This is a genomic window from Pseudomonas sp., from assembly GCF_035512415.1.
Taxonomy (GTDB): domain Bacteria; phylum Pseudomonadota; class Gammaproteobacteria; order Pseudomonadales; family Pseudomonadaceae; genus Aquipseudomonas.
On sequence record NZ_DATKDZ010000013.1, the window covers coordinates 361320 to 378525 of the forward strand.

The following is a 17206-nucleotide window of genomic DNA, read 5'->3' on the forward strand; positions in this document are numbered from 1 at the left end:
GCCGCGCTGATCGGCCGCTGCGGCGAATGACCGTGCGCGTTCGCGGTGCGTGGCTGCTGACGCGTGCCTGAGTTCAGTGCTTTTGTCGGGGGCTGGCCGTGGGCAGCTCGGCGTTGAGTGCCAGCAGACGCTGGGCCACCTCGTCCAGGCGCAGGCCCTGGTTCATCGCGGCCTGGCGCAGCCGGGCATAGGCTTCGCTCTCGCTGCAACCCTGCTGCTTGATCAGCAACTGCTTGGCGCGCTCCACCAGCTTGCGCTCGTCCAGGGCCTGGCGCGCTTCGCGCAGTTCATCGTGCATGCCCTGCAGGCGCTGGGTCTGGCTCTGCAGCAAATCCAGGGTCGAGCGCGCCAGGTTGGCACCCGGGCCTTCCTCGGGCGGGTTGTCGCGGTCGCTGTTGTGCACGCTGAACAGCCTGGCCTGCTCGGCGGCGGCATGCATATCGCTGAGGCCATCGAGCAGGCGGCGGTGGCTGTGCAGGTCGCTGCGAATGCGCTGCATGCTCTGCTGGCAGCGTTGCAGTAAGTCCTGCTCCAGGCAGGTTTCGACGCTTTTCATCGCGTCGATGCGCGCGGTGTGCAGTTCGAACCAGAGTTCACCGAGCTGACAGTCGACCCGGGCGTCGGCGTGGGTGCGCCGGGCAATCTCGCGCAGGCGGCAGGCCTGGGCGTTGCTGGGGCTGGCGCAGAGGTTGTGCCAAAGCTCCAGGGCCGCCGGGCTGGCGAAGCGACTGAAGGTCACGAAACTGCGCTCCTGACACTCCAGCAGGTGTTCCAGGCGTTCGAGCATCTCTGCCGTGAAATAGCCGCTGGCGAAGCCGGCGACGCCCAGGGCGCGCTCCTGGCCGGCGAGTTCCTTGCCCTGCATAAAGTTGAACAGCGCCACCAGGCTGCGGGTGATGGCGGGGTCGATGGCGGTGTCGGCGGCCTCGAAGACCACCGCCAGCAGACCGCCGATCAGCCGTACCAGGGCAGCGGTGGCGTCCTGCATGCTGATTCGGTGCTCGCGAATCTTGCGCCGCAGCGCCGGCAGCTCGTCGAGGCTGTGCAGGGCATAGGCGATGCGGGTGAACAGGCGGGCCTTGTCGGCCGAGCCGAGGCCGTTCTGGTCGATGCGTTCAAGATCGTCGCGCACCTGGCGTTCCAGGCTGTCGGCGGCCTGGCTCAGGCCGTCCAGCTGCAGGCGCTGGTGCGGGGCGTTGCCGCTCAGATAAAGGTTCGAATAGCCGCGCTCTTTTTGCAGGGCGTGCACCAGTTGGCTGATGCGGGTGACCAGCTCACAGGTCTGCGACAGGTCTTCCAGGCCGAGCAACTCGCTGCGCCGGGCCGCCAGCATAAAGCGCAGGGTGGCCGGCATTTTCCGCTCATGCATGATCGCCGCCTCGGGATGGCAAATATCCGGACGTCTGCAAGATGCAGTCCAGCCAGCGGGGTGCGTATCCCCAGGGCAGCTTTGCCCCTATAATGGTAGCCTTTTTCCGTGAGCAATTCTGGAGCAGGTGATGGCCGAACGTACGGCTTGCGTCGAACGCAACACCCTGGAGACCCAGGTCAAGGTCTCGATCAACCTGGATGGTACCGGCAAGGCCAAGTTTGATATTGGCGTGCCGTTCCTCGAGCACATGCTCGATCAGATTGCCCGCCACGGCCTGATCGACCTGGATATCCAGTGCAAGGGCGACCTGCATATCGACGACCACCACACCGTGGAAGACGTCGGCATCACTCTCGGCCAGGCGTTCACCAAAGCCATCGGCGACAAGAAGGGCATGACCCGCTACGGCCATTCCTATGTGCCGCTGGACGAAGCGCTGTCGCGTGTGGTGATCGACTTCTCCGGCCGTCCCGGTTTGCAGATGCATGTGCCTTTCACCCGTGCGGTGGTGGGCGGCTTCGATGTGGACCTGTTCCAGGAGTTCTTCCAGGGCTTCGTCAATCACGCCCTGGTCAGCATGCATATCGACAACCTGCGTGGCACCAACACCCACCACCAGATCGAAACGGTGTTCAAAGCCTTCGGCCGCGCTCTGCGCATGGCCACCGAGCTGGACCCGCGCATGGCCGGGAAAATGCCGTCGACCAAGGGCTGTCTGTAATGCAAACAGTCGCGGTAATCGACTACGGCATGGGCAACCTGCACTCGGTGGCCAAGGCTCTCGAACACGTCGGTGCCGGCAAGGTGCTGGTAACCAGCGATGCCCAGGTGATTCGCGAAGCCGACCGCGTGGTGTTCCCCGGCGTCGGCGCGATTCGCGATTGCATGGCCGAGATCAAGCGCCTGGGTTTCGACAGCCTGGTGCGTGAAGTCAGCCAGGACCGGCCGTTTCTTGGCATCTGCGTGGGCATGCAGGCGCTGCTGGAGCACAGTGAAGAGAACGATGGCGTCGATTGCATCGGTCTGTTCCCCGGCAAGGTGCGCTTCTTCGGCAAGGACATGGTCGAAGACGGCGAGCCGCTAAAGGTGCCGCATATGGGCTGGAATGAAGTGAGCCAGTCGGTCAAGCACCCGCTGTGGCACGACATTCCCGATATGGCGCGCTTCTACTTTGTGCACAGCTATTACATCGAGGCCGGCAAGCCGCAGCAGGTGGTCGGTCGCGGCCATTACGGCAAGGACTTCGCCGCGGCCCTGGCCGAGGGTTCGCGTTTCGCCGTGCAGTTCCACCCGGAGAAGAGCCATACCCATGGCCTGCAATTGCTGCAGAACTTCGCCGCCTGGGATGGTCGCTGGTAAATGAGCCGGGCCAAGCAGAAGCCGCCGCTGATGACCTTGAGCGCCGAGCAGGAGCGTGAAGCCTGCCTGGTGCTCAAGCGTTTTATGGCCGAGCGCTTCGAGCTGGAGCTGGGCTCGTTCGAGGCGGCTGAGATCCTTGAGCTATTCGCCCGCGAGATTGCGCCGCACTACTACAATCGGGCGATTTTCGATGTGCAGACTCACCTGAAAGAACGGTTCGAGAGCATCGAAAGCGACCTCTGGGCGCTGGAAAAGAGCTGACCCACCGAATTCACACGACTTGAGCAGGTTCAACCGATGCTGATTATCCCCGCTATCGATCTGAAGGACGGCGCTTGCGTGCGTCTGCGCCAGGGCCGCATGGAAGACTCCACGGTGTTCTCCGATGACCCGGTAAGCATGGCCGCCAAGTGGGTCGAGGGCGGCTGCCGCCGTCTGCACCTGGTCGATCTCAACGGTGCCTTTGAAGGCCAGCCGGTCAATGGCGAGGTGGTGACCGCCATCGCCAAGCGTTACCCGACCCTGCCGATCCAGATCGGTGGTGGCATCCGCACCCTGGAAACCATCGAGCACTATGTGCGTGCCGGCGTCAGCTACGTGATCATCGGCACCAAGGCGGTAAAAGATCCGCAGTTCGTTACCGACGCCTGCAAGGCCTTCCCCGGCAAGGTGATCGTCGGCCTGGATGCCAAAGACGGCTTTGTTGCCACTGACGGTTGGGCGGAAGTGTCCACGGTGCAGGCCACCGACCTGGCCAAGCGTTTCGAGGCTGACGGTGTATCCGCCATCGTTTATACCGATATCGCCAAAGACGGCATGATGCAGGGCTGCAACGTCGAGGCCACCGCGGCCCTGGCCGCCGCCAGCCGCATTCCGGTGATCGCCTCCGGTGGCATCCACAACCTCAGTGATATCGAGAAGCTGCTGCTGGCCCGTTCGCCGGGCATCATTGGTGCCATCACCGGCCGTGCCATCTACGAAGGCACCCTGGATGTGGCCGAGGCTCAGGCCTTTTGCGATAACTTCAAGGGCTGACCGTAGGGCGGGTGAAACCCGCCGCAACTGACGCAATCTTTATCGGTGGGTTGCACCCACCCTACGGGAGCTCCGTATGGCATTGGCAAAACGCATTATCCCCTGCCTCGACGTGGACAACGGCCGCGTGGTCAAGGGCGTGCAGTTCGAGAATATCCGCGACGCCGGCGACCCGGTGGAGATCGCCCGCCGTTACGACGAGCAGGGTGCCGACGAGATTACCTTTCTCGATATCACCGCCAGCAGTGACGGCCGTGACACCACCCTGCATACGGTTGAGCGCATGGCCAGCCAGGTATTTATCCCGCTCACCGTCGGTGGCGGCGTGCGTACCGTGCAGGATATTCGTAACCTGCTCAATGCCGGCGCGGACAAGGTCTCGATCAACACCGCCGCGGTATTTACCCCGGAGTTCGTCGGCGAGGCCGCCTCGCGCTTCGGCTCGCAGTGCATCGTCGTCGCCATCGACGCGAAGAAGGTCTCCAAGCCGGGCGAAACCCCGCGCTGGGAAATCTTCACCCATGGCGGGCGCAAGCCCACTGGCCTGGATGCCGTGCTCTGGGCGAAGAAGATGGAAGACCTCGGTGCCGGCGAAATCCTCCTGACCAGCATGGATCAGGACGGCGTCAAGAGCGGCTATGACCTCGGCGTGACCCGCGCCATCAGTGAAATGGTCGGCATCCCGGTGATCGCCTCCGGCGGTGTCGGCAACCTTGAGCACCTGGCCGCCGGTATTCTCGAAGGCAAGGCGGCGGCGGTGCTGGCGGCGAGCATCTTCCACTTCGGCGAATACACCGTGCCGGAAGCCAAGGCCTACCTGGCCAGCCGCGGCATCGTCGTGCGCTGAGTGGTTTGGCCCGGCTCAGCTTGAGTACGGGTCGACAACAGTTTGTCGCTTACTTGGTTAGAGTGTGCGGTCACGCCCGGTGGGTCGTGGCCGAGCTCGACTGCATATGTCTGTGTGCGACCGCTCGGTCGCTTTTAGCTTGCAAAGCCTAGGCCTGGTCGACGCTGCTGGTTATGCTGCGTCCCAGTCCGGTTTCAATGGAAAGAGAGTTGCTATGTTCAGATCCCTGTCGATTGCGCTGTTGGGTGCAAGCTGGCTGTTGGCCGCCAGCGCCCAGGCCGAGGTTCCCGACGGCTACAGGGTGGTGCTGCTGACGGAGAACTTCCCGCCCTACAACATGGCGATCAACGGTAAGAACTTCGCCCATGAAGACAATATCGACGGGATTGCCGCGGACATCATTCGCGAAATGTTCAAGCGTGCCGACATTCAGTACAACATGACCCTGCGGTTTCCCTGGGACCGGATCTACAAACTGGCCCTGGAAAAACCCGGCTATGGTGTGTTCGTTACCGCCCGCCTGCCCGAGCGGGAAAACCTGTTCAAGTGGGTCGGCCCTATCGGCCCGGATGACTGGGTCTTGCTCGGCAAGAGCGACAGCACTATCAGCCTGAACAGCCTGGACGATGCCAAACAGTACCGGGTAGGGGCCTACAAGGGCGATGCGATTGCCGAGTACCTGGTGGAGAAGGGCCTGGAGCCGATCACCGCCCTGCGCGACCAGGAAAACGCCAAGAAACTGATGGCCGGACAGATCGACCTGTGGGCCAGCGGCGACCCCGCCGGACGTTACCTGGCGAAACAGGAAGGCATCAGCGGGCTGAAAACCATCCTGCGTTTTGACAGCGCGGAACTCTTCCTGGCCCTCAACAAGGAGGTGCCGGATGAAGTGGTACAGAAGCTGCAAGCTGAACTGGACAAGATGCGCAGCGAAGGTTTTGTCGACGAAATCTTGAGCAATTATCTGTAATGTGAAAACCGGCGGGGCGGTCACAAGCCGGCTCGCGGCCAGGGATGGTTGACGTCAAGTCGCCTGGCATCCGCCCGAACAGGGATGCCGCTAGCCATAATCACAAATCTTGCGAGCGGGAAGACTTATGTTGAAAACGATAAAAAGCAGTCTGTTGTTCGGCCTTGTCCTCAGTGCCTTTGCCGCCCACGCCGAGTTGCCGGCCGACTATAAAGTGGTGCTGCTGACGGAAAATTTCCCGCCGTTCAATATGTCGGTGGATGACAAGAACTTTGCCCGCGACGACGGCATCGATGGCATCAGCGCGGAAGTGGTGCGCGCGATGTTCAAGCGCGCCAATATCGATTACAGCCTGAGCCTGCGCTTCCCCTGGGATCGCCTGTACCGCCTGACTCTGGACAAGCCCAACTACGGCCTGTTTTCGACCACCAGAACCGCCGAGCGTGAGCCCTTGTTCAAGTGGGTCGGGCCCTTGGGTGATACCTCGTGGGTATTGGTTGCCGCTCCGGATAGCACGATCAACGTCGCTTCATTGCAGGAGGCGGCCAAGTACAAGATCGGTGCCTACAAGAACAATGCGGTGACACAGTCCCTGGAAAGCCAGAACATTCCATTGGTGATCGCCCTGCGCGACCAGGAGAATGCGCGCAAGCTGGCCAAGGGGCAGATTGATCTGTGGGCAACCGATGACCCGGCAGGGCGCTATATGGCCCGCCAGGAAGGCATCACTGGTCTGCGAGTGGTCCTGAAGATGAATCAGGCCCAGTTGTACCTGGCAATGAACAGGGACACCCCGGACGAAGTGATCGAGCGCCTGCAGAAGGCGCTGGATGAGCTGCGCGCCGAAGGCTTTATCGAAGAGATGACCAGTAACTACCTGTAGTTGTTTGTCGTATAAAAAAGCCCGGCCTTGAGTGATCAAGGCCGGGCTGTTTGCTGCTTGGTGCGGGCCTGGGGTGGCGTTAGTCGCCGCGGGTAACGCTTAGGCCTTTGAGCAGGTTGAGGGCCTGGCTCAGCTGGTAGTCGTCGTCCTGCGGGCGGGCCGGGGTGCCGGTCTTGCCCTTGCTCGGCTTGTCCGCGCCGCCATTGCCGTTGCCCAGGTGACCTTGCAGGTCGGCTTCCTTGACCCCCGACTCATCCTGCTCGCGGGTCAGCTTGGCGCGCGCCACCTCAATGTCCGGGACGATGCCCTGGGCCTGGATCGAGCGGCCGTTGGGGGTGTAGTAGAGCGCGGTGGTGAGCTTGAGGGCGCGGTCGTTGTTCAGTGGCAGCACGGTCTGCACCGAACCCTTGCCGAAGCTGTCGGTACCCATCAGCACACCGCGCTTGTGATCCTGCAGAGCGCCGGCAACGATTTCCGAAGCCGAGGCGCTGCCGCCGTTGATCAGCACCACCAGGGGGACGCCTTCGCTGGCATCGGCCGGGTCGGCGGAGAAGCGCAGTTCGGAGTTGGCGATACGCCCTTCGGTGTAGACGATCAGGCCCTTCTTGAGGAAGTGGTCGGACACCTCGACCGCAGCCTGCAGCACGCCGCCGGGGTTGTTGCGCAGATCCAGCACCAGGCCGCGGAGCTTCTTGCCGTTGTCCTTGCGCAGCTTGTTCAGCGCCTTGCCGACTTCTTCGCCGCTGTTGACCTGGAACTGGGTGATGCGCACATAGCCGTAACCGTCGTCGAGCAGCTGGCTCTTGACGCTTCTGACCTTGATCACCGCGCGGGTCAGCTCCACGTCGAAAGGTTTGCCGCCTTCGCGCACCAGGCTGAGGGTGATCTTGCTGCCGGCTTTGCCGCGCATCAGATCCACCGCTTCCATCAGCGACAGGCCCTTGGTCGGCTTGCCGTCGATCTTGATGATCAGATCGCCGGGCTGGATGCCAGCGGCCGAGGCCGGGGTGTCGTCGATGGGCGATATCACCTTGATAAAGCCGTCTTCGGTGCCGACCTCGATGCCGAGGCCGCCGAACTCGCCGCTGGTGCTTTCCTGCAGGTCGCGGAAGGCTTCCGGCTCCAGGTAGGCAGAGTGCGGGTCGAGGTTGCTGAGCATGCCCTTGATGGCATTTTCCAGCAGGGTCTTGTCGCTTACCGGTTCGACATAGGCCGATTTGATCCGGTCCATCACCTCGGCGAAGGTGCGCAGGTCATCCAGGGGCAGGGGCGCACTGGCGTTCGCAGTGGCTGGAGGCGGCGCTGAATCGGCCAGGACCAGCGAGGCATGACCCAGCAGGCTGGCAGCCAGCGCGAGAGCGGTGAGGCGGAACAAATGCGGCATATCGAACTTACTCCTGTCCTGAAACGGTAAACGCGGTGTCTTGCAACCACCGACTATCCCTGTGTGCGGCACCATTGGGCCGGGTCGCTGGGGCGACCCTGCTGGCGAATTGCGAAATACAGCGCAGGGGTTTCCTGCCCGCCACTGTTGCCCACCGTGGCGATGGGTTCCCCGGCGGTGACCATATCACCGGCGTCTTTAAGCAAACTCTGGTTGTGCCCGTACAGGCTTAGATAACCGTTGCCATGGTCGAGAATGACCAGAAGCCCGGAGCCGCGCAACCAGTCGGCGAAGACCACACGGCCGCCGTGCACGGCGCGCACCTGGCTGCCGGCGGAGGCTCCGATGAGGACGCCGTCCCACTTGGTTCGAGCGTCGCCGCCGCGCGGAGTGCCATAACGCGCCACCAGACGACCATCCACGGGCCAGGGCAGCTTGCCCCGAGCCTTGGCAAACGGCCCGCCAACACTGGCACCCGAACTGACCTGCGGACCGCTGGCGACTGCCGCGGGTGTATTAACGCGGGGCTGTTCGCGGGTGGCGAGCAGGGCACGCTGGCGCGTGGCTTCGGCTTCGCGGGCCTGACGGGCGAGGGTTTCTTCGATGGTTTTCAGGACTCGGGCAAATTGTGCCTGGTCGCGCTCGCGGGCCTTGAGTTTGCGATCGCGGGCGGAAAATTCGCTATTTAGCTTGGCCAGGGCCTGCTGGCGCTCCTTGCGCACCACGGCGAGTTGCTGGTGCTGGACGTCGAGGGCGCTTTTCTGTTCCTGCAGCTGGGCTTGCTGGTTGGCAATGTCCAGCTCGACATTGGCCAGTTGCCGCAGGGTTTCGTTGAAGCCGTTGAGCTGCTCCATACGGGCTTCGCTGAGGTAATCGTAATAGCTCAGGGTGCGCGAGAATTTTTCCGGGTTCTGCTGGTTGAGCAGCAGTTTGACGTACTCCTGGCGACCGCTCTGGTAGGCGGCGCGAGCCTGGATGCCGATCAGCCGTTGTTGCTCAAGGCGCGCGCCCTCGAGTTTTTTTTTCTCGTTATCGAGGCGCTGGATTTCCTCTTCGCTCTTTTTCAGGTCCTGCTGCAGGCCTTTGACCTGCTTTTCCAGCTGGCCCAGCTCGCTTTCGGTTTTCTTCAGGTCCTTCTGCACGCCGGATTTTTCCTGCTGCAGCTTCTCCAGCAGTTTTTTCAGCTCGGCGACATCGCCGCGGGCGGCTTCCAGTTGCTTCTGGGCGTCGACTTTTTCGTCGGCAAAGGCCGGCGCAACCAGGACGGTCAGGAAAATCAGGGCAAGGGCGCGAAACATGGGGCGGGCGGCACCTGGGACAGAGACGCGCCTAGTATGCCTAAAAAACCAGCAGCAAGCTGCAAGTCATAAATGCCGGAAAGTGCGCTGTGCCACAGGGAGCAGCGCCGTGCATCGTGCAGCGTGACGCGGAGCGTCACCAACTGCATTTCCATTCTGGAGCGCTGGAACGATCAAAGGCCGCGACTGTGTGGAGTGGATCGGGGCGCGTAGATGACGCTTCATTCGCCGACCCACCAACTGCGATGGTGGAAGATAAAAGCGTCTTCCACCCTACCCAGCTCCCGTAGCCCGGATGCAATCCGGGGAAACTCCACGCTGCTCCAATTGCTCCAGGCTATTCGCTGGGTAGCGGCAACAATCTTGTCGCCTTTAGTCCAGCTCGATAATGCTGGTGCCGGTCATCTGTGGCGGGATTGGCAGGCCCATCAGGGTCAGCAGGGTCGGAGCCACGTCGGCCAGTACACCGCCGTCGCGGATGCGGGCGTGGCGCTTGCCGACATAGATAAACGGCACCGGCTCGCAGGTGTGGGCGGTGTGGGCCTGGCCGGTGCTGTCGTCTTCCATCTGCTCGACGTTGCCGTGGTCGGCGGTGATCAGGGCTTCGCCGCCGACCTTGTCCAGGGCCTCGACGATCCGTCCGACGCAGCTGTCCAGGCACTCGACGGCTTTCACCGCCGCGGCGAATACGCCGGTATGGCCGACCATATCGCCGTTGGCGTAGTTGACCACTATCACGTCATAGCGCTGGTTTTCGATGGCGTCGACGATCCGGTCGGTGACTTCCGGCGCGCTCATTTCGGGCTGCAGGTCGTAGGTGGCGACGTTCGGCGAGGGGATCAGGATGCGTTCTTCGCCCTCGAACGGATCTTCGCGGCCGCCGGAGAAGAAGAAGGTGACGTGGGCGTATTTCTCGGTCTCGGCGATGCGCAGCTGGGTCTTGCCGTTGTTCGCCAGGTATTCGCCCAGCACATTGGTCAGGGCTTCCGGCTTGTAGGCGCTGGGGGTGGGGATGCTGGCGGCGTACTGGGTGAGCATGACGAAGTCGGCCAGTTGCGGCACCCGCGCGCGCGCAAATTCCTTGAAGCCGGGCTCGACGAAGCAGCGGGTCAGCTCGCGGGCACGGTCGGCGCGGAAGTTCATAAAGACCACGGCGTCGCCGTCTTCGACCTTGACCGGTGCGCCAATGCCGGTGGCCTTGACGAACTCGTCGCTCTCGTCACGGGCGTAGGCGGCCTGCAGGCCTGCCACGGCAGTGCTGGCGTTGAATTGGCTCTGGCCTTCGACGATCAGGTGGTAGGCCTGCTCGACGCGGTCCCAGCGGTTGTCGCGGTCCATGGCGAAGTAGCGGCCGATCAGGCTGGCGATGCGGCCCTTGCCGAGCTTGGCGAAGGCGGCGTCGAGCAGTTCGATGGCGCTCTGCGCGCTGCGCGGCGGGGTGTCGCGGCCGTCGAGGAAGGCATGCAGGTAGATCTTCTCCGCACCGCGCCGGGCGGCCAGTTCGGCCATGGCTACCAGGTGGTCCTGGTGGCTGTGCACGCCGCCATCGGAAAGCAGGCCGAGGATATGCACGGCCTTGCCGGCAGTTACTGCCTTATCCACCGCGCTGGTGATGGCCGGGTTGTCGAAGAACTCACCATCGCGGATGGCCTTGGTCACCCGGGTGAAGTCCTGATACACCACGCGGCCGGCCCCGAGGTTCATATGGCCGACCTCGGAGTTGCCCATCTGCCCGTCTGGCAGGCCCACATCCATACCGCTGCCGGAGATCAGGCCGTGGGGACGGGTCGCGCGCAAATGATCGTAGACCGGCGTGTTGGCGGCCATGATGGCGTTGGCTTCAGGGTTGTCGCTATGGCCGAAGCCATCGAGGATGATCAGTACCAGGGGTTTGGGCGTTGCGCTCATAAAACTGGTTCGCTCTGGGTCGATGGGCGGGAAACAAGGCCGGGCATTTTACGGCCAAGCGCTGTGGGCGTCACTGCCGGGCGGGGGTTTGGCCGACCTGTGGGGCTGTGTATACTGGCCCACATTTTACCGTCCCGGAACCGCGCAATGCTTGCCAACCTGATTGAATTTGTCACGACCCACTACGTTCTGAGCGCAATGTTCGTCAGCCTGCTTGCACTGCTGGCCTTCACCGAAGCCCGCAAAGGTGGTCAGAGCCTGAGTTGCCGCGAGCTGACCGCGCTGATCAACAGCGAACAGGGCCTGGTACTCGACGTGCGTGGGCAGAAGGATTACTCCGCCGGACATATCGTCGGTGCACTGCACATTCCCTATGAAAAAGTCGCCAGCCGTATCGCCGAGCTGGAGAAGCACAAGGCCAAGACCCTGATCGTGGTCGATGCCATGGGCCAGCATGCCGGCGCGGTCAGCCGCGACCTGAAAAAGGCCGGTTACAGTGCGGCCAAGCTGTCGGGCGGGATTGCCAGCTGGCGTGGCGACAACCTGCCGCTGGTGAAGTGATATGCCGGCTGTAGTGATTTATTCCAGCGACTGGTGCCCCTACTGCATCCGCGCCAAGCAATTGCTGGCGAACAAGGGGGTGGCTTTCGACGAGATCAAGGTCGATGGCCAGCCTGACGTGCGTGCCGAGATGACCCGCAAGGCGCGGCAAACCTCGGTGCCGCAGATCTGGATCGGCACCACCCATGTGGGCGGCTGCGACGATCTTTATGCCCTGGAGCGCGCCGGCAAGCTCGACGCGCTGCTGCAGGCTTAATCCAATATCCAAAACGATAAACAAGAAGGCTTTGCCATGACTGAACAAGCTAGCAACGGCGCCGCTCAGGGCGAACAGAACCCACAGTTCTCCCTGCAACGTATCTACGTGCGCGATCTGTCCTTCGAAGCGCCGAAGAGCCCGGAAATCTTCCGTCAGGAGTGGACGCCGAGCGTGGCCATGGACCTCAACACTCGGCAGAAGACCCTCGATGGCGACTTCCACGAAGTGGTGCTGACCCTCTCGGTAACCGTTAAGAACGGTGAAGAAACCGCCTTTATCGCCGAAGTGCAGCAGGCCGGCATCTTCCTGATCAAGGGTCTGGACGCCGCCTCCATGAGCCACACCCTGGGCGCGTTCTGCCCGAATATCCTCTTCCCCTACGCTCGCGAAACCCTCGACAGCTTGGTGGTGCGTGGCTCCTTCCCGGCGCTGATGCTGGCACCGGTGAACTTCGACGCACTCTATGCGCAAGAGCTGCAGCGTATTCAGCAGGCTCAGGCGGGTGAGGCTGCCACAGCTCACTAAGCTAAGCGCTGCTGGATAAAAACGCCCTACGGGGCGTTTTTTGTGGCTGTGCCTCAGGCATGTTTGGCCGGAGTGACAGCCTGAGCCAATCACGCCGGTAGGAGGTCCCCCGTCGTCCAGACGCCGCGCAGTCGCTCAGCAATCTGGAGGTATTCGCGTCTATCGGCTTGTAGGCACCTGTAGGAGCGGCCCATGGCCGCGATGGATTTCGCGGGCATGGCCCGCTCCTACAGAAAACGCCATAACCCATAAAATCAATGATGTACGGGTTGTCTGATGAGAGAGGCCTTGGCCGCGAGCCTTTGTTTTACCTATCTGCGCGGAGTCTCGGATAAACGCTCGCGGGCAAGCCCGCTCCTACCAAAGCACCTAGCGCAACAACTGGTGGGTACGTGTCGTTTTATTGCCTGCCATCCCTGGCGGGCACCCTGCGGGCCGTTGCTGCACCATTTTTATTGGAGGGGTAGCCAGTCTGTCTCAACTGGTGGGTTACGGCGCAACGGGTCTATGTGGCAGCAGATAATCCGTGGCTTTGCGCCTAACCCACCCTACGCCTCGGCAAAGCCCTGCTGACGCCAGGCCTCATAGACCGCCACGGCGACGGTGTTGGACAGGTTGAGGCTGCGGCAGCCCTCGCGCATGGGCAGGCGCAGACGCTGTTCGACGGGCAGGCTGTCGCGGATCTCCTGGGGCAGGCCGCGGCTTTCCGGGCCGAACAGAAAGGCGTCGCCGGGCTGGTAGCTGACCTGGTGGAAGGGTTGCGAGCCCTTGGTGGTAAAGGCAAAGACCCGCGGCTGGCCGAGGCTTTCCAGGCAGCTGGGCAGGTCGGCATGGCGCTGCAGGGTGGCGTACTCGTGGTAATCGAGGCCGGCGCGGCGCAGGCGCTTGTCGTCCAGTTCGAAGCCCAGGGGCTCGATCAGGTGCAGGTGGCAGCCGCTGTTGGCGCAGAGCCTGATAATGTTGCCGGTATTCGGTGGAATTTCCGGTTGAAAGAGGATCACGTGAAACATGCGCGGCTCCGAGTGTGAAGGCCAGCAGCATTCTACAGACCCGCGGCCACGTCCGTGGGCGCGCGTGATCGCCTCCCTGGCACTGTTCGGTCTGTTACTCGGCCTGATGTTCGGTCGGATGTTTCAGCCTGAGCCGCTCTGGCTCAAACAGGTGGAGGTACGTGAGGGGGCGCTTGAGCTGTGGTTCAACGTCGAACCTGTGCCTCGCGAAGAGCATGCTGCGGGGGTATTCAACCTGCGTCTGCAGAGTTTTGGCCGGGAACAGCAAGGCCAGCTGCAGTTGCAGGGGCGGCTGGCCAATTGGCGTTTGCAGCGGGAAAGGAAGGATCTGCTGTTGCGTGTGGTGGCGGCCCGTCCACTGCGCGGCGAATGGCGCGCTGAGGAGGTGGACGGGCGCTGGCGGCTGACGGTCAGCCTGGAGCAAGAATAAAAGAGGGGAATCCCCGGCCTGCCTGTACCAAGGTCCCCGAAACTGGGATTACTAGAGTCTATGCAGACTGTGTGCCAGTTTTATTACGATGCCTGCAGGGCTTGAAAATCCTGGGCTCCAGCCATTTTTACGAACTTTGCGAGGCGTCGCCGGGTGAACCTTGGCGGTGCAGCGTGCGCAGATGGTGCATTGTCTCGGCGCAAATTCCTTGAGCTGTAGCTCGGGCAAGCGCGGCGCAGTCCGGGGCGGGTAGGGTGGCGGATCGGCTATATGTGCCGGCGCGTCGCGCTGCTTCGGGCGCTGGGTCTTTTCCGGATTGCGCCGGGGCTTATCCGGGGGGCTCAGGGGATTCGTAGGAAACGCCCCGTCGTCCAGACGCCGCGCTGTCGCGCAGCAAACTGGGGGCCATTGCGTCTTTCGGCTTGTAGGTACCTGTAGGAGCGGGCCATGCCCGCGATGACTTTGCCGGGCATGCCCTATTCGCGGCCATGGGCCGCTCCTACGTTCTGCGAGACTTGCGTCCGAGCATAGGGTCTACGCATTGCGTTGGGTTGGGCCAGGCCTGCGAGGCGGTGCCGCCGCAGACTGGCGCATAGGCATGGGAGCTATGCGACAGCCCGGCGGCGCGGGTTTATCTAACGGTTAGGCGCGGCTTAGTCGTCGCCTTCCTCATCGTCGCCGCCGATATTCATGCCCAGTTCCTTGATCTTGCGGGTCAGGGTGTTGCGGCCCCAGCCCAGCAGCACGGCGGCGTCGCGGCGGCGGCCGGCGGTGTGTTTGAGGGCGGTCTCGATCATGATCCGCTCGAAGGCCGGCACGGCGCTGTCGAGCAGATTCGACTGGCCGCGGCCCAGGGCCTGGTCGGCCCAGTGGCGCAGGGCCTGTTCCCAGTTGCTGATCGGGGCGCTGTCCTGGGGCTGGCTAAGCAGCTCCGGCGGCAGGTCGTCGACATGCACTTCGCGCCCGGAGGCCATCACGGTGATCCAGCGGCAGGTGTTCTCCAGCTGGCGCACGTTGCCCGGCCAGGGCAGGTTGCGCAGGTAGTCCTCAGTCTCGCCTTTCAGCAGCTTGGGCTCGACCGCCAGTTCCAGGGCGGCGCGGCTGAGGAAGTGGCGGGCCAGGGTGGGGATGTCCTCGCGGCGGTCGGCCAGGCGCGGGATATGGATGCGGATCACGTTGAGGCGGTGGAACAGGTCCTCGCGGAACTTGCCGGCCTGCACCAGGGTTTCCAGGTTCTGGTGGGTCGCCGCGATGATGCGCACATCGACCTTGACCGGGGTATGCCCGCCAACCCGGTAGAACTCGCCGTCAGCCAGCACGCGCAGCAGGCGGGTCTGGGTGTCGGCCGGCATATCGCCGATTTCGTCGAGAAACAGGGTGCCACCGTCGGCCTGCTCGAAGCGCCCGCGACGCAGGTTGGCCGCGCCGGTAAAGGCACCTTTCTCGTGGCCGAACAGCTCGGACTCCATCAGGTCTTTCGGAATCGCCGCCATATTCAGGGCGATAAACGGCGAGGCCGCGCGCGGGCTGTGGCGGTGCAGGGCGTGGGCCACCAGTTCCTTGCCGGTGCCGGACTCGCCGTTGATCAGCACGGTGATATTGGAGTGGCTGAGGCGGCCGATGGCGCGGAACACCTCCTGCATGGCCGGCGCTTCGCCGATGATTTCCGGGGTGCGTGGCTGCTCGACGGGTACGCTCAGGCCTTGTTGTTCCTGGGCGTGCTGATTGGCGCGCTTGACCAGGGACACCGCTTCATCGACATCGAAGGGCTTGGGCAGGTACTCGAAGGCACCGCCCTGGTAGCTGGCCACCGCACTGTCGAGGTCGGAATGGGCGGTCATGATGATCACCGGCAGGCGCGGGTGCAGTTCGCGGATTCGCGCCAGCAGTTCCAGGCCGCTGGAGCCGGGCATGCGGATATCCGAGATGATCACGTCCGGCTGCTGGCGCACCAGGCGGCTGAGTACGCCGTCGGCGCTGTCGAAGCTTTGCGTGGTCATGCCTTCCTGCTGCAGGGCTTTTTCCAGTACCCAGCGGATGGAACGGTCGTCATCGACTATCCAGACGGTTTCACTGCGACTCATGACGGAATTACTCCTTGTTCCAGCGGCAGGAAGATCGAGAACACGGTATGGCCGGGATGGCTCTCGCACTCGATCAGACCTTGATGCTGACTAATGATGTTCTGGGTGATCGCCAGGCCCAAGCCGGTGCCGTCGGCACGCCCGCTGACCATGGGATAGAAGATGGTTTCCTGCAGATCGGCAGGGATGCCCGGGCCGTTGTCGATGATCTCGATCTTGGTGACAAGGCGATGGCGGATATGGCCGATGGTGAACTGGCGCAGGGCGCGGGTGCGCAGGGTGATGCGCCCCAGGCCCAGGTCGTGCTTCTGCGCGGCAATGGCCTGCATGGCGTTGCGCACGATATTGAGCACGGCCTGGATCATCTGCTCGCGGTCGATCAGTACGTCGGGGATGCTCGGGTCGTAGTCGCGCACCAGGGTGATGGCACCCTGACTTTCTGCCTCCACCAGGCTGCCGACGCGCTCCAGTACTTCGTGCACGTTGGTCATCGCCAGGGACGGCAGTTTGTTCGAGCCGAGCATACGGTCGACCAGGTTACGCAGGCGGTCGGCCTCCTCGATGATCACGTTGGTGTAATCCTTGAGGCTTTCCTCGGGCAGCTCGCGGGCCAGCAGCTGCGCCGCGCCGCGAATGCCGCCCAGGGGGTTCTTGATCTCGTGGGCCAGGCCGCGCACCAGCAGCTTGGTGGTTTCCTGCTTGGACAGTTGCGCCTCTTCCTTGGTGATACGCAGCAGGCGGTCGCGCGGGTGAACTTCCAGCAGCAGCAGGGTCTCGCCCTTGTTGAACAGCGGGGTCACCGCATAGTCGACCGTCAGGGTCTGGCCGCTGACCGAAGTCAGCACGGCTTCGCGCTTGTTGAAGGGGTGGGCATGGTCGACGGCCTGGCGCAGCGAGTTCAAGGCTTCGGCCGATTCGGTAAAGAGTTCGCTGATAAATTGCCCATGGCTGCGCTGGCCGCTGACGGCCAGGAGCATTTCCGCCGCCGGGTTCATGTACTCAAGGCGCAATTCGGCGTTAAGCAGCAGGGTAGCGGTGGTCAGGTTGTCGAGTAACAGGCGGTGCAATGCGTCGTTGATGATCATAGGTAAGGTCTGCCGACGTTTCGCTGCGGGCCGCAAAGCGGCGGCCAATGCTGCGGGAAAATGCAAGAAGCAAACCAAAGCCCCGAAAAGAAGCGTGTTTAAGCGCTATGCCTCGGCTTATGGCTGCTTTTCGGCGCAGTAGGGTCGCCGTGCGCGACCCAAAACAGGGACAGTATAGAAATAGCCTGACCTTGCT

General features: G+C 62.9%; 18 protein-coding genes. 11 read left to right on the forward strand and 7 right to left on the reverse strand.

The annotated features are described in order from the left end of the window. Window positions 1-73: 73 nt before the first annotated feature. The gene (locus tag VMP31_RS07245) at window positions 74-1369 is read right to left on the reverse strand and encodes a nitrate- and nitrite sensing domain-containing protein (protein ID WP_325505541.1); all 1296 of its coding nucleotides are present in this window, start codon (window positions 1367-1369) and stop codon (window positions 74-76) included. 130 nt (window positions 1370-1499) lie between these two features. Between VMP31_RS07245 and hisB the strand changes: the two genes are divergently transcribed. From hisB to VMP31_RS07280, 7 genes are all read left to right on the forward strand, one after another. Beyond that, window positions 1500-2093 carry an imidazoleglycerol-phosphate dehydratase HisB gene (hisB, locus tag VMP31_RS07250; protein ID WP_325505543.1) on the forward strand — a complete coding sequence of 198 codons (594 nt, stop codon included), beginning with the start codon at window positions 1500-1502 and terminating at the stop codon, window positions 2091-2093. Continuing rightward, on the forward strand, window positions 2093-2731 hold the full coding sequence (hisH, locus tag VMP31_RS07255) for an imidazole glycerol phosphate synthase subunit HisH (RefSeq protein ID WP_325505545.1): 639 nt from the start codon (window positions 2093-2095) through the stop codon (window positions 2729-2731). The genes hisB and hisH overlap by 1 nt, the downstream gene beginning before the upstream one ends. Then, window positions 2732-2992, forward strand: a complete 261-nt coding sequence (locus tag VMP31_RS07260) for a DUF2164 domain-containing protein (RefSeq protein WP_325505547.1) — start codon at window positions 2732-2734, stop codon at window positions 2990-2992. Window positions 2993-3028: 36 nt separating this feature from the next. Continuing rightward, window positions 3029-3766, forward strand: a complete 738-nt coding sequence (gene hisA, locus VMP31_RS07265; RefSeq protein ID WP_069520986.1) for a 1-(5-phosphoribosyl)-5-[(5-phosphoribosylamino)methylideneamino]imidazole-4-carboxamide isomerase — start codon at window positions 3029-3031, stop codon at window positions 3764-3766. A gap of 76 nt (window positions 3767-3842) precedes the next feature. Then, complete coding sequence (hisF, locus tag VMP31_RS07270) at window positions 3843-4613, forward strand: imidazole glycerol phosphate synthase subunit HisF (protein WP_325505550.1); 771 nt, start codon at window positions 3843-3845, stop codon at window positions 4611-4613. 214 nt (window positions 4614-4827) lie between these two features. Next, window positions 4828-5583: an ABC transporter substrate-binding protein gene (locus VMP31_RS07275; RefSeq protein WP_325505552.1), complete on the forward strand. Its 756-nt coding sequence runs from the start codon at window positions 4828-4830 to the stop codon at window positions 5581-5583. A 127-nt stretch (window positions 5584-5710) separates the two neighbouring features. Next, window positions 5711-6466, forward strand: coding sequence for an ABC transporter substrate-binding protein (locus tag VMP31_RS07280; protein WP_325505554.1), 756 nt, complete (start codon window positions 5711-5713; stop codon window positions 6464-6466). A gap of 79 nt (window positions 6467-6545) precedes the next feature. On the opposite strand, the gene VMP31_RS07285 is transcribed toward VMP31_RS07280, so the two are convergent. The 3 genes from VMP31_RS07285 to gpmI all read right to left on the reverse strand — a co-directional run bounded on the left by VMP31_RS07285 (window position 6546) and on the right by gpmI (window position 11056). Further along, window positions 6546-7850, reverse strand: coding sequence for a S41 family peptidase (locus tag VMP31_RS07285; RefSeq protein ID WP_325505556.1), 1305 nt, complete (start codon window positions 7848-7850; stop codon window positions 6546-6548). A gap of 53 nt (window positions 7851-7903) precedes the next feature. After that, window positions 7904-9148 (reverse strand): murein hydrolase activator EnvC, encoded by a 1245-nt coding sequence (locus VMP31_RS07290; RefSeq protein WP_325505557.1) that lies wholly within the window; start codon window positions 9146-9148, stop codon window positions 7904-7906. 372 nt (window positions 9149-9520) lie between these two features. Further along, a complete protein-coding gene (gene gpmI / locus VMP31_RS07295) occupies window positions 9521-11056 on the reverse strand; it encodes a 2,3-bisphosphoglycerate-independent phosphoglycerate mutase (RefSeq protein ID WP_325505559.1) in 1536 nt (511 codons plus the stop codon). Between the two features lie 147 nt (window positions 11057-11203). Between gpmI and VMP31_RS07300 the strand changes: the two genes are divergently transcribed. Genes VMP31_RS07300 through secB form a run of 3 tightly spaced genes read left to right on the forward strand, consistent with a single transcriptional unit; the run spans window position 11204 to window position 12401 of the window. Then, on the forward strand, window positions 11204-11617 hold the full coding sequence (locus tag VMP31_RS07300; RefSeq protein ID WP_325505561.1) for a rhodanese-like domain-containing protein: 414 nt from the start codon (window positions 11204-11206) through the stop codon (window positions 11615-11617). Window position 11618: 1 nt separating this feature from the next. Further along, window positions 11619-11873 (forward strand): glutaredoxin 3, encoded by a 255-nt coding sequence (gene grxC, locus VMP31_RS07305; RefSeq protein WP_325505563.1) that lies wholly within the window; start codon window positions 11619-11621, stop codon window positions 11871-11873. A 36-nt stretch (window positions 11874-11909) separates the two neighbouring features. After that, entirely contained in the window at window positions 11910-12401 is a 492-nt protein-coding gene (gene secB, locus VMP31_RS07310) for a protein-export chaperone SecB (RefSeq protein WP_325505565.1), read from the forward strand. 548 nt (window positions 12402-12949) lie between these two features. Here secB and trmL read toward each other — a convergent pair. Then, on the reverse strand, window positions 12950-13411 hold the full coding sequence (gene trmL / locus VMP31_RS07315) for a tRNA (uridine(34)/cytosine(34)/5-carboxymethylaminomethyluridine(34)-2'-O)-methyltransferase TrmL (RefSeq protein WP_325505567.1): 462 nt from the start codon (window positions 13409-13411) through the stop codon (window positions 12950-12952). Here trmL and VMP31_RS07320 point away from each other — a divergent pair. Next, a complete protein-coding gene (locus VMP31_RS07320; RefSeq protein ID WP_325505568.1) occupies window positions 13410-13841 on the forward strand; it encodes a hypothetical protein in 432 nt (143 codons plus the stop codon). The genes trmL and VMP31_RS07320 overlap by 2 nt on opposite strands. A 653-nt stretch (window positions 13842-14494) precedes the next feature. Here VMP31_RS07320 and ntrC read toward each other — a convergent pair. Both ntrC and glnL read right to left on the reverse strand, forming a co-directional pair. Continuing rightward, window positions 14495-15925, reverse strand: coding sequence for a nitrogen regulation protein NR(I) (gene ntrC, locus VMP31_RS07325; RefSeq protein WP_325505569.1), 1431 nt, complete (start codon window positions 15923-15925; stop codon window positions 14495-14497). Continuing rightward, window positions 15922-17010: a nitrogen regulation protein NR(II) gene (gene glnL, locus VMP31_RS07330; protein ID WP_414705434.1), complete on the reverse strand. Its 1089-nt coding sequence runs from the start codon at window positions 17008-17010 to the stop codon at window positions 15922-15924. Before glnL ends, ntrC begins: the two co-directional genes overlap by 4 nt. Between the last annotated feature and the right edge of the window lie 196 nt (window positions 17011-17206).